Source organism: Mycobacterium sp. 1482292.6 (assembly GCF_001672995.1).
GTDB classification, from domain to species: Bacteria; Actinomycetota; Actinomycetes; order Mycobacteriales; family Mycobacteriaceae; genus Mycobacterium; species Mycobacterium europaeum_A.
Map to the genome: position 1 here is coordinate 1 of NZ_LZKV01000074.1, position 12459 is coordinate 12459.

12 protein-coding genes and 1 riboswitch are annotated in these 12459 nt (G+C 68.6%); of the genes, 10 read left to right on the plus strand and 2 right to left on the minus strand.

The annotated features are described in order from the left end of the window. The 8 genes from A5624_RS06950 to A5624_RS06985 all read left to right on the plus strand — a co-directional run. On the plus strand, window positions 1–842 hold an 842-nt coding region (locus A5624_RS06950), incomplete at its 5' end, for an acyl-CoA dehydrogenase family protein (RefSeq protein ID WP_066863657.1). A gap of 18 nt (window positions 843–860) precedes the next feature. After that, window positions 861–1406 (plus strand): MaoC family dehydratase N-terminal domain-containing protein, encoded by a 546-nt coding sequence (locus A5624_RS06955; RefSeq protein ID WP_066863660.1) that lies wholly within the window; start codon window positions 861–863, stop codon window positions 1404–1406. Beyond that, window positions 1406–1804, plus strand: coding sequence for a Zn-ribbon domain-containing OB-fold protein (locus A5624_RS06960; RefSeq protein ID WP_066863663.1), 399 nt, complete (start codon window positions 1406–1408; stop codon window positions 1802–1804). Before A5624_RS06955 ends, A5624_RS06960 begins: the two co-directional genes overlap by 1 nt. 7 nt (window positions 1805–1811) lie before the next feature. Next, the gene (locus A5624_RS06965; protein ID WP_066863666.1) at window positions 1812–2933 is read left to right on the plus strand and encodes an acyl-CoA dehydrogenase family protein; all 1122 of its coding nucleotides are present in this window, start codon (window positions 1812–1814) and stop codon (window positions 2931–2933) included. Continuing rightward, window positions 2930–3391 (plus strand): MaoC family dehydratase, encoded by a 462-nt coding sequence (locus A5624_RS06970; protein ID WP_066863669.1) that lies wholly within the window; start codon window positions 2930–2932, stop codon window positions 3389–3391. The genes A5624_RS06965 and A5624_RS06970 overlap by 4 nt, the downstream gene beginning before the upstream one ends. Continuing rightward, window positions 3388–4569, plus strand: coding sequence for a lipid-transfer protein (locus A5624_RS06975; RefSeq protein ID WP_066863672.1), 1182 nt, complete (start codon window positions 3388–3390; stop codon window positions 4567–4569). The genes A5624_RS06970 and A5624_RS06975 overlap by 4 nt, the downstream gene beginning before the upstream one ends. Window positions 4570–4579: 10 nt before the next feature. Beyond that, on the plus strand, window positions 4580–5650 hold the full coding sequence (locus tag A5624_RS06980; RefSeq protein WP_066863675.1) for a zinc-binding dehydrogenase: 1071 nt from the start codon (window positions 4580–4582) through the stop codon (window positions 5648–5650). Then, complete coding sequence (locus A5624_RS06985) at window positions 5647–6249, plus strand: TetR/AcrR family transcriptional regulator (RefSeq protein ID WP_066863678.1); 603 nt, start codon at window positions 5647–5649, stop codon at window positions 6247–6249. Before A5624_RS06980 ends, A5624_RS06985 begins: the two co-directional genes overlap by 4 nt. Before the next feature lie 127 nt (window positions 6250–6376). Here A5624_RS06985 and A5624_RS06990 read toward each other — a convergent pair whose 3' ends face one another. Further along, a complete protein-coding gene (locus A5624_RS06990; protein WP_066863680.1) occupies window positions 6377–7342 on the minus strand; it encodes a proline dehydrogenase family protein in 966 nt (321 codons plus the stop codon). Further along, window positions 7342–8973 (minus strand): L-glutamate gamma-semialdehyde dehydrogenase, encoded by a 1632-nt coding sequence (gene pruA, locus A5624_RS06995; protein WP_066863686.1) that lies wholly within the window; start codon window positions 8971–8973, stop codon window positions 7342–7344. Before pruA ends, A5624_RS06990 begins: the two co-directional genes overlap by 1 nt. A gap of 83 nt (window positions 8974–9056) precedes the next feature. Here pruA and A5624_RS07000 point away from each other — a divergent pair, with 83 nt between their 5' ends. Beyond that, entirely contained in the window at window positions 9057–10652 is a 1596-nt protein-coding gene (locus tag A5624_RS07000) for a CdaR family transcriptional regulator (RefSeq protein ID WP_066863683.1), read from the plus strand. Between the two features lie 36 nt (window positions 10653–10688). Further along, window positions 10689–10878: riboswitch (cobalamin riboswitch) on the plus strand. A 184-nt stretch (window positions 10879–11062) separates the two neighbouring features. After that, window positions 11063–12459: PPE family protein (locus A5624_RS07005; RefSeq protein WP_232002217.1), on the plus strand; the 1397-nt coding region annotated here is incomplete at its 3' end.

Here is a 12459-nt window from a genome sequence, read left to right on the forward strand (position 1 = left end):
TCCTGGACGGCACGGCGGAGTTCGCCATCGGCTACTCGGAACCCGGCGCGGGCAGCGACCTCGCCTCGGTGCGCACGACGGCGATCCGTATCGGTGACGAGTACGTGATCAACGGCCAGAAGATGTTCACCAGCGGCGCCGCCTACGCCGACTACATCTGGCTGGCCGTGCGCACCGATCCCGATGCCAAGAAGCACAAGGGCATTTCGATCCTTATCGTGCCGACCTCCTCGCCCGGATTCTCCTGGCAACCGCTGCACACCATGCCGGGCATCTCGACGTTCTACACGTTCTACGACGACGTCCGGGTGCCGGTCAGCGCGCTGGTGGGCGCCGAAAACCAGGGCTGGCAGCTGATCACCACCCAGCTGAACTTCGAACGCGCGGCGCTGGGCAACCTGGGCGCGCTCGAGCCACTGTTCGAAAAGACTTTGGAATGGGCGCTTTCCACCAAACTCGACGGCGGTCGCGTCATCGACCAGCCCTGGGTGCAGCAGGCCCTGGCCCGGGTCGAGGCCCAAGTCGCCGCGTACAAGATGGTCAACCTCCGGGTCAACGCCGCGATGACCAAGGGGATGCTGAGCATGGGAGAGGCGTCGGCGGCGAAGGTGTTCGGCACCGAGCTCACCGGACAGGTCGCCCGGCAACTGCTCGAGGTGCTCGACGGCAACGGAGTTCGGCGCGGCGCCGAGGCTCCGCTGCGCGGCGCGCTGGAATCGGCCTACCGTCAGGCCGTCATCAACACCTTCGGGGGCGGGGCCAACGAAATTCAGCGTGACATCATCGCCATGGCCGGGTTGGGCATGCCGCGGGCACCACGCGACCTGCGGGCCGCGCAATAGTCAGGAGGACAGTACTAAGTGAGCGACTCAGACACCGTCAGCGCCAAGGTGTGGGCCCTCGTCGGCCAGCCGACCGGTGGCACCGGAAAGCCCTCGGTGGCCCCCGACCCGGTGAACCAGCCGATGATCCGGCACTGGGCGTACGCCATGGCCGACATGAACCCTGTCTACATCGACCCGGAGTTCGCCGCGTCGTCACGGTTCGGCGGCATCGTGTCACCGCCGGTGATGTTGCAGACCTGGACCATGCCGTCGCCAAAGCTGGAGGGAATCGGCGAACGTGGCGGGGCCCCCGTCGAGATCACCAGCAACCCAACGGCATTCCTCGATGAGGCCGGATACACCAGCACGGTGGCGACCAATTCGGAGTTCGAGATCGAGCGTTACCCGCGACTGGGTGACGTGATCAGCGCGACGACGGTCTACGAGTCGGTCTCCGACGAGAAGAAAACGGCGCTGGGCACCGGATTCTTCCTGACCTGGCTGACCACCTACACCGATCAGCACGGTGAGGTGCTGGGGCGGCAGCGATTCCGGGTGCTGCGATTCAGGCCGGCGAGCTGATGGCGGCCCGTCTGGCGCCGGCAATCACGCCGGACACCGAATTCTTCTGGAACGGGTTGCGGGACAACAAGCTCCTGCTCCAGCGCTGCGGCGGTTGTGGGCAGCTGCGCCATCCGCCGCGGCCGATGTGCCCGCACTGCCGCTCGCTGGAATGGGAGGCGATCGAGTCGTCGGGTCGCGGCACCGTCTACAGCTACGTCATGCCGCACGAGCCGAAGTTTCCCTTCTTCGAATACCCCTACGTCGTCGCGCTGGTAGAGCTCGACGAAGGGGTGCGCCTGGTGTCCAACCTGACCGGAATCGACCCGGCCGACGTGACAACCGGAATGCCCGTCGAGGTCTACTACCAGACGTTTGATAACGACCTGGTGTTGCACCAGTTCCGGCCGAGCGTTTAGGCCCGTCATGGACTTCACCTTCACCGAAGAGCAGGAGACAATCGCCAAGCTGGCCCGCGACCTGTTGGAGCGCCGTGCCACGCCCGACCGGCTGGCCGAACTGGAAGCCGGCGACACCCGCTACGACGCCGAGCTCTGGCAAGAGCTGGCCGCCGCCGACCTGCTGGGCACCGCCCTACCCGAGTCGGTGGGCGGCTCATGCGCTTCAAGCGGTGGCTTCGTGGAACTCGGGGTGCTGCTGGCCGAGGTCGGCTACAGCGTCGCGCCCGTGCCCGCCTACGCCACGCTGGTGCTGGGCGCCGACCCGATCGCCCGGCACGGCAACGACGAACAGCAAAAGCGGTTTCTTCCGGGCGTGGTGACCGGATCCCGCCTGCTAACAGCGGGATTGGCCGAGCCGGGCCGCTCGGACCCGACTCGCCCGCGCACCACCGCGCGCCGCGACGGCCAGCATTGGCGCCTCGACGGCGCCAAGGAGCTGGTGCCGGCCGCGCAGCTCGCCGACACCATCCTGATCCCGGCCGCCGCCGACGACGGCACCGCGTGCCTGTTCCTGCTGGCCGCCGACGCGGCCGGTGTCGAGATCCGCCCGGTGCCCACCACGAACCGCGAGCCGCACGCGGACGTATTCCTGGACGGCGCAACCGTTTCCGCGGCGGACGTGATCACCGGTGCCGGGTTGGTCGAGTCGCTGCACACCCGGGCCCTGGTCGGGCTGTGCGCGATCCAGCTCGGTGTCACCGAGCGGGCGCTGCGCATCGCCGCCGAATACACCACGGGCCGAGAACAATTCGGCCGGCCGATCGGCAGCTTCCAGGCGGTGCAACAGCGCATGGCCGACGCCTTCATCGACGTCGAGGCCATTCGGTGGACCACTTGGCAGGCGGCCTGGCTGATCGCGCACGGGCGGCCTGCCGACCGCGCGGCGCGCATCGCGAAGTTCTGGGCCGCCGAGGCCGGCGCGCGGGTGGCCGCCACCGCCCAGCACGTCCACGGCGGCATCGGCATCGACGTCACCTATCCCCTGCACCGCTATTTCCTGTGGGCCAAACACAACGAGTTGACCCTCGGTCCGGCTTCAGCGCAGCTGGCCCACCTCGGCGCAACCTATTCGGAGGGACCCGCATGACGACCACGGCCAACCGCACTCTGCAATGGCGAGACATTTCGATCGGTGACGAGGTCACACCGCTCGAAATCCCGATCACCACAACGATGATCGTCGCCGGCGCGATCGCCACCCGGGACTTCATGCCGGTGCACCATGACCGCGACTACGCGAAGAAACAGGGCTCACCCAATCTGTTCATGAACATCCTGACCACCAACGGCTACTGCGTGCGCTTCCTCACCGACTGGGCCGGCCCCGAAGCGATGGTGAAGAACCTGTCGATCCGCCTGGGGGTGCCGTGCTTTCCGGATGATCCGCTGCGGTTCACCGGCAGCGTCACCGGCAAGACTCAAGGCCCTACTGGGACGCCGCCGGCCGAGAACTTCGTCGAGGTGACGTTCAAGGGTTCCAACAGCCTGGGCGATCACGTGTCCGGCACGGCGGTGCTCAGCCTGCTCGACGGGGTGGCCGCATGAGCCGGATGGGTCCGGGCAGCCTTCCCGGAAGCTGCGCCATCGTTGGGATCGGACAGACGGAGTTCTCCAAGGAATCCGGGCGCAGCGAGCTGCAATTGGCGTGCGAGGCGGTCAGCGCCGCCCTCGACGACGCCGGCCTGGCCCCCGGTGACGTCGACGGCATGGTCACGTTCACCATGGACTCCAGCGATGAGATCGACGTCGCCCGCAACGTGGGCATCGGCGACCTGAGCTTCTTTTCGCGCGTGCACCACGGCGGCGGCGCGGCCGCCGGCACCGTCGTGCACGCGGCGATGGCGGTCGCCACCGGGGTCGCCGACGTGGTGGTGTGCTGGCGCGCCTTCAACGAGCGCTCCGGCTTCCGCTTTGGCGGCAGCGGACGCAGCATGGCCGAAACCCCATTGTTCATGGCGCATTACGCGCCGTTCGGGCTGCTCACCCCCGCGGCCTGGGTAGCGATGCATGCCCAGCGCTACATGTCGACCTACGGCGTCACCAACTCCGACTTCGGCAGGATCGCGGTCGTCGACCGCAAGCACGCGGCGACCAACCCCGACGCCTGGTTCTATCAGCGGCCGATCACCCTGGAAGACCACCAGAATTCGCGCTGGATCGTCGAACCCGTACTGCGCCTGCTGGATTGCTGCCAGGAGAGTGACGGCGGCGTTGCGCTGGTGATCACCAGCGCCGAACGCGCCCGCGACCTGCGCCAGCCGCCGGCCATCATCACCGCGGCCGCCCAGGGCGCGGCCCGCGACGGCGAGATGATGACCAGCTATTACCGCGACGAGATCACCGGCCTGCCGGAGATGGGTGTGGTGGCCCGCCAGCTGTGGCGCGACTCCGGTCTCAAGCCCCAAGACATCCAGACCGCCTTCATCTACGACCATTTCACGCCGTTCGTGTTCGCCCAGCTCGAGGAGCTCGGGTTCTGCGGGCGCGGCGAGGCCAAGGATTTCGCCACGGTCGAGCGGTTGTCGCTGGGCGGAGAATTGCCGATCAACACCAACGGCGGCCTGCTCGGCGAGGCGTATATCCACGGCATGAACGGCATCACCGAGGGGGTGCGTCAGGTGCGCGGCACGTCGTACAACCAGGTCGACAACGTCGAACACGTGCTGGTCACGTCCGGAACCGGGGTGCCGACCAGCGGCCTGATCCTCGCACCGGCCGGCTGAGGGGATCGCCATGCCCAGGCTCGCGATCCTGACCGCCCACGGCGGGCCCATCGAGCTGGCCGAATTCCCGTTGTCCACACCTGTGCCGGGCACCGCGGCGCTGCGGCTGCGGATGGCCGGCATCTGCGGATCCGACCTACACATCTTTCGCGGCGAGCTGCCGCTGCCCTGCCCCTTCGCCATGGGCCACGAAATGGTCGGCGAGATCGCCGAACTCGGCGAGGGCCTGACCACCGACGCGACAGGTAAGCCGCTCGCCGTCGGCGATCGTGTGGTGGCGCCGTACTTTTGGTTCTGCGGCAGCTGTCACGCGTGCGCGCGCGGACGCTCGTATGCCTGCCAGAACCTGATGGCCGGCGAGTACCGCACCCATGAGCAGGTACCGCACTTCGTCGCCGCTTACGGCGAGTACTACTACACCAGCCGCCGGCAGCCGCTGTACAAGGTTCCCGCCGACCTGCCCGACGAGGCGGTAGCGCCGTTGAATTGCGCTCTGGCGCAGGTGCTTTTCGCGCTGCGCGAGGTTCGCCTCGGGGATACCGTCGTCATTCAGGGCGCCGGCGGGCTGGGCATCAACGCCGCGGCCGTCGCCCGGACGGCGGGCGCGGCGTCGGTCATCGTCATCGATAAGATCGCCGAACGGCTCGACGTCGCCGCCGACTTCGGCGCCACCGTGTGCATCGACGCCAGCGCACTCTCGGCGGCCGAGGTCACCGAGCGGGTGCACAAACACACCGACGGCATCGGGGCGGACTGGGTGCTCGAGGTCGTCGGTGTGCCGGGCGTTATCCCGGAAGGAATCGGGTTCCTCAACAACGGCGGCACGCTGCTCGAGGTCGGCAACGTCGGAATGGGACGCACCTTCGAGCTCGACCCCAGCGCGTTGGTCTACGGCAACAAGTCCGTGCGCGGCGTGATGCTCTATGACCCCGTCACTCTGGCCACCGGGCTGTCGTTCCTGCAGCACACCAGTTTTCCGTTCGAGCGGCTGATGCCCGAGCCGTTTCATCTGGCCGACGTCAACGCGGCGTTCGCCTCGGCCGATGCCGGGCTGGTGCCCCGGGGGGCGTTGATCCCGTGACGGCGCAAGCTTCTCAGGTGACCGACACCCGCGAGCTCATCGTGGAGTCGGCGTTCGCGTGCTTCGGCAAGCAGGGATTGCAGAAGGCGACCATCGTCGACATCGCCAAGCACGCCGGCGTATCCCGCAGCACGATCTACGAATACTTCTCCGATAAGGCCTCGATCGTCGAGGCGTGCGCCGAGCACGCGTCGCAGCGGTTCTACCGCGAGATGACCAAGGCGATGGACCGCGGCGGCACGCTGGAGGACAAGCTGTGTTCGGCAGCGGTTTTCGTCACCCAGGCGCGGCGGGTCATCGCTTCGGAAAAGTACTTCGACGAGGACGCCATCAGCCTGTTGCTGACCAAGGACGCCGCGGTGCTGCTGCGCGAATGCGTCGAGTTCTTCGCCCCCTACCTGTCGGCCGCCCGGCTCACCGGCGAGGTGCGCAAGGACCTCGACATCGAGGCCGCCGGTGAATGGTTCGCGCGCATCCTGTTCTCGTTGTTCAGCACGCCGTCCTCGACGCTGGACATGGATGATCCCGACGTGGCGGCGGAATTCGTTCGCGCCCATGTGGTACGCGGGTTCGCCAGCGATCGCCCGCGCCGGCGTTGAGTGTGCGTCCACCGCCTCGGGTGTGAATCCAGGGTCTTGAGGGTGAATCCCTGGCGGTGATCATCGGCGTGTCGCCGCCCGGTGTGCACACCCAAAGCCAACGATTCACACGCGGTGGCCGCCGCACCTAGTGGCCGCGCCGCGCCAACGCTCGCAGCAAAAACGCCAAATTCGCGGGCCGCTCGGCCAGCCGGCGCATGAAGTAGCCGTACCACTGGGCGCCGAAGGGGACGTAGACCCGCAGCTGATGTCGGGCCGCAACCAGACGCCGTTGTTCGTCGTCGCGAATGCCATAGAGCATCTGATATTCGAATTCGGCACTGCTACGGGCTGTTTCACGCACGATGGCGGGTACCGCGCCGATGATCTGCGGGTCGTGTGTAGCCACCATCGGGTAGCCGACGCCGCCCATCAATACCGACAGGCACGCCAGATAGGAGTCGGTGACCTCGGCGGGTTTCCGGTAGGCCACCGCGGCGGGTTCGTCGTAGGCGCCCTTACACAGCCTGACCCGGGCGCCGGAGGCCGCGAATTGGCGGCAGTCGTCCAGGGTGCGCCGCAGGTACGCCTGCAAAACCACGCCCAGCCAGGGGAATTCGGCCCGCAGGTCGCGCACCACGGACAGCGTCGACTCGGTGGTGGTGTGGTTCTCGGCGTCCACCGTCACCCACACGCCGGCCCGCCGGGCGGCGTCGCAGATCGACCACGCGTTCTCCCGGGCGATCTTTTCGCCGTCGCGCTCGAGCGACTGCCCGAGCGCGGACAGCTTGACCGAGACTTCCAGCGGCCGCACCGCATTGCCGGCCGTGTCGAGCCCACCCAACCTGTCGATCAGATCCAGGTAGGTCCGCACGGCGGCATCGGCGCCGTCCGCGTCGGCGACGTCCTCACCCAGATAGTCGACGCTGACGAAGCGACCCGAACCGCGCAGCGCGGCAACGCTGTTCAGCGCGGAATCGATCGTCTCCCCGGGGACGAAGCGTCGCACCACGCGACGGGTGACCGGGAAGCGCTCGGCGGCGCGGCGCAACCCGTCGCGGCGGCCCACGGCCATGATCGTCGGGCGCAGCGTGGCGGCGAACAGCCCGGCCATCAGTCGGCGCCCATGTGCGGATACGTGTGGTCGGTCGCCGGGATGAACGTCTCCTTGATGGTGCGCGCCGAGGTCCAGCGCAACATGTTCAGCATCGATCCCGCCTTGTCGTTGGTGCCCGAACCGCGGGATCCCCCGAACGGTTGGCGCCCGACGACCGCGCCGGTCGGCTTATCGTTGACGTAGAAATTCCCGGCAGCGAACCGCAACCGGTGCTGGGCGGTCAGCACCGCCGCGCGGTCGTCGGCGATGACCGCGCCGGTCAGCGCGTACCGCGACCCGGTGTCGACGACGTCGAGGATCCGCTCGTAGTCGGCGTCGGGGTACACGTGCACCGACAGCAACGGGCCGAAGTACTCCGTCGCGAACGACTCGTCGGTCGGGTCGTCGGACAGCAGCACCGTGGGGCGCACGAAATAGCCCTCGCGGTCGTCGTATTCGCCGCCGACGGCGATGGTGACGTGCGGCGCGCCCTTGGCCCGCTCGATGGCGTCGACGTTCTTGATGAAGGCGCGCCGGTCGATCAGCGCTCCCCCGTAGTTGGTCAGGTCGGTGACGTCGCCGTAGCGCAGCGCGGCGGTCTTGCCCAGGAAGTCGTCACCCATGCGGCGCCACACCGACTGCGCGATGAAGGCCCGCGACGCCGCCGAGCATTTCTGACCCTGGTAGTCGAACGCGCCGCGAACCAACGCCGCGCACAACACATCCGGGCGCGCCGAGGCGTGGGCGACGACGAAGTCCTTGCCACCGGTCTCGCCGACCAGCCGCGGATAGCTCTGGTAGCGACCGATATTGGCGCCCACCCGCTGCCACAACTGCTGGAAGGTGGCCGTCGACCCGGTGAAATGGATGCCGGCCAGCCGCGGATCGGCCAGCGCCACATCGGAGACGGCCAACCCGTCGCCGGTCACCAGATTGATCACCCCGGGCGGTAACCCCGCCGCCTCGAGCAGTTGCATGGTGAGGTAGGCGGACAACGTCTGGGTGATCGAGGGCTTCCACACCACGGTGTTGCCCATCAGCGCCGGCGCGGTCGGCAAATTGCCCGCGATCGAGGTGAAGTTGAACGGCGTGATCGCATACACGAAGCCGTCCAGCGGGCGGTAATCGCTGCGATTCCACTCGCCCGGCCCGCTGATCGGCTGCTGGGCCAGGATCTGTTGGGCGAAAGCCACATTGAAGCGCCAGAAATCGATCTGCTCGCACGGCGAATCGATCTCGGCCTGATAGACCGACTTGGATTGGCCGAGCATCGTGGCGGCGGCGATCTTCTCCCGCCAGGGACCGGCCAGCAGGTCGGCGGCGCGCAGGAACACCGCCGCGCGCTCATCGAACGGCATTGCCGCCCAAGCGCTTTTCGCGGCCATCGCGGCCTCGATCGCCGCCGTCGCGTCGGCGTGCGCCGCGTTGGTCAGGGTGCCCAGCCGCGCGGCGTGCCGGTGCGGCTGAACCACATCGATGCGCTCACCGTCGCCCATCCGGTGGGCGGCGCCGATGACATGCGGCAGCTCGATCGGGTTGTCGGCCAGCAGCGCCAGTTCGGCGACAAGGCGGTCGCGTTCCGGGGAGTGCGGCGCATAGTCGTGGACCGGCTCGTTGGCCGGCATCGGGACCTGGGTTATCGCGTCCATGCTGCCAGAGTCCTCGCGCACACACCGCAAAGATTTAGCCGATCGGACAATACAGTGCGCTATTGATAGTACAATCGGACAACATGGCGGGTGTGGGTCTGGGACAGCTGCTCCTCGCGCTGGACGCGACCCTGGTGAGCCTGGTCGACGCGCCCCGGGGCCTGGACCTGCCGGTGGCATCGGCGGCGCTGATCGACAGCGACGACGTGCGGCTGGGCCTGGCGGCCGCGGCGGGTTCGGCCGACGTCTTCTTCCTGTTGGGTGTCGCCGACGACGAGGCGCTGCGCTGGATGGACAAGCAGGCGCGCGACCGCGTGCCGGCGGCCATCTTCGCCAAAGGACCGCCGGATGCGTTGGTGGCCAAGGCCGTTGCGGCCGGCTCTGCGGTGGTGGCGGTCGACCCGCGGGCCCGCTGGGAGCGGCTCTATCAGCTGGTCAACCATGTGCTCGAGCATCATGGGGACCACGCCGACGCCATGGACGACTCGGGCACCGATCTGTTCGGGTTGGCGCAGTCGCTCGCCGACCGCATCCACGGCATGGTGAGCATCGAAAACGCTCAGTCGCACGTCTTGGCGTATTCGGCGTCCAACGACGAGGCCGACGAGCTGCGCCGCCTGTCCATCCTGGGCAGGGCCGGTCCGCCCGAGCATCTCGAGTGGATCGGCCAATGGGGCATCTTCGATGCGTTGCGGTCCGGCGGTGAGGTGGTCCGCGTCGCCGAGCGGCCCGAGTTGGGGCTGCGTCCCCGGCTGGCCGTCGGGATCCACCAGCCCGCGCCCGATGCGCGGCGACCGCCGGTGTTCGCCGGAACCATCTGGGTGCAGCAGGGCTCGCAACCGCTGGCCGACGACGCCGAGGAGATGTTGCGCGGCGCCGCCGTGCTGGCCGCCCGCATCATGTCACGGCTGGCGGCCCGGCCCTCCACCCACGCGCGGCGGGTGCAGCAACTGCTTGGCCTGGCCGACGCGGAAACCCTTGGCCACGTTGACGTGGCCGCGATCGCCCGCGAACTGGGCCTCGCCGCCGACGGCGACGCGGCCCTGATCGGCTGGGACGCGGCGGACGGCTCGCCCCGTCAGGCGCGGATCGCCGACGTCATTGCGCTGAGCGCCAGCGCTTTTCGGCGCGACGCTCAGGTCGCCTCGAACGGCGCGCGCACATATGTGCTCCTGCCCCAGACGCAGAACCGCTCGGTCGCCTCGTGGGTCCGCGGCACCATCGCCGCCATGCGCACCGAACTCGGGGTGCAACTGCGGGCGGCCATCGCCGCACCGGTCGCCGGCCTTGGCGGGGTGGGCGCGGCCCGCATCGAGGTGGACCGCGTGCTGGACAGCGCTGAGCGGCATCCGATTTCGTTCGGTCAGGTGACGTCGCTGGCCGAGGCCCGCACCACCGTCTTGCTCGACGAGATCGTCACGCTGATCGGCGGCGACGAGCGCCTGATCGATCCGCGGATCGTGGCGTTGCGCGACGACGAGCCGGTGCTGGCCGAGACGTTGCGGACCTACCTGGACGCTTTCGGCGACATCGCCGCGGCCGCGCAGGCGTTGCGGGTGCATCCCAACACGGTTCGCTACCGGGTGCGCCGGATCGAAAAATCGTTGTCGACGTCGCTGGCCGATCCCGAGGTGCGGCTGCTGTTTTCGCTGGGGCTGCGCGTCCTGAACGCGCGTTGAGCGGTCATCGCCGGGGAGCTCTCGCGCGATTAGCTCGCTTTTGGACGACGCGGATGCAACAATGCCACCCGTAAGGTGATGACGATGTAGGAAGCCGGTGCGAATCCGGCGCGGTCCCGCCACTGTCATCGGGGAGCGACCCTCAACGGCCACGGCTGAGAAGTCGGAAGGCGAGGCGAGCAGCGATCCGAGAGCCAGGACACTTGCGTCATTGCGTCCTGCGACCCGGGGCGGTGCACCCCGAGAGAGCTGCCAATCTCCATGTCTGTTCCGGCATGGGTGGCCGTTGCTGCTGCCACCACTTCGACGCCTAGCCGCGCCCGTTCTGTTGCCCCGGGAGCCGAGCCCCCCTGCTCGATCCACTTCGTCGCCCCGCCAAGAGGTTTCGGCACGGCCGAGGGAGGCGGCCGATGACCGCCCCGATCTGGATGGCCTCCCCTCCCGAAGTGCAATCGGCGCTGCTGTGCAGCGGCCCGGGACCCGGCCCGTTGCTGGCCGCCGCGGCGGCCTGGACGTCGCTGAGCCAGGCATATGCGGAGTCGGTGGACGAGCTGGCCGCGGTGCTGGGCGCCGCGCAAGCCGGCAGCTGGGACGGCCCGAGCGCCGTGGCATACGTGACCGCGCACGCGCCGTATCTGGGGTGGTTGGTGCAGTCCAGCGCGGACAGTGCGGCCGTGGCCGCCCAACTCGACATTGCGGCCGCCGCCTACACCGCGGCGCTGGCAGCCATGCCGACGCCGCCCGAGTTGGCCGCCAACCACGCCACCCACGCGGTGTTGACGGCGACCAATTTCTTTGGCATCAATACCATCCCGATAGCGGTGAACGAATCCGACTACGCGCGGATGTGGGTCCAGGCCGCCACCGTGATGAGCACCTACCAGGCTGTTGCGATGGCCGCGGTGGCCGCCGCGCCGCAAGCCGAACCGGCACCACAGGTCATGCAGGCCACCGCGCTGGCGGCCACCGCGGAGCAGTCGTCGTATCCCCCGGACACGCAGAACCAGTGGCTGGACTGGTTGCAGCAGAGCGGGTTTGTCGACTTCTACAACACCTACATCCAGCCGTTGATCGACCAGCTGATGAACAACCCGTTCCTGCAGTCCCTGTTTTCCGGGTTCGACCCGTGGCTGCCGTCGCTCGGCAATCCGCTGAGCTTCCTGAACCCGTTCAACATCGCGTTCGCGCTCGGCTACCCGATGGATTTCGGTTCGTACTTCGGCTATCTGGCGCAGATGTTCAGCTTCGTCGCGGCCGACCTTGCGGCGGCGTTCGCCTCGGGTAACCCCGCCACGATCGCGTGGACCCTGCTGTTCACCACCATCGAGGTGATCGGCACGGTCATCACGGACACCATCGCGTTGATCAAGACGCTGCTCGAGCAGATGATCGTGCTGATCCCGCTCATCGTGCCGCTGCTGACCGTCGCGGTGGTTCCGGTGGTCGTCCCCACCTTGGTGGGGGGCTTGGCGGGCCTGACGGGTCTGGCCGGGCTGCACGCCATCCCGGTCGTGCCGCTCGTCCCGGCCCCGGCGCTCGTCCTGTGGCAGCGCCACCGCCTCTTCTCCGGCCGCGTCGGCCGCCGCCGCCCGGCGCGCCCGGGCGCTGGTGCTCGCGGCCCTGCGGGCGTCCGCGGTCAGGCCACCGACCAGGTAGCCGAGGCTTTGCATCGCCGCCACCGGCGGGCCCGCCGGTGTGGGCGGCAGCGCCGCGGGCGTGGCCGGCGCGGATGTGGTGGCCGGCGAGGAGGCCGGGGCGGGCGCGGGCGCTCGCCCCGCTGGCGCTGGCACCCCCCACGCGGCCCACC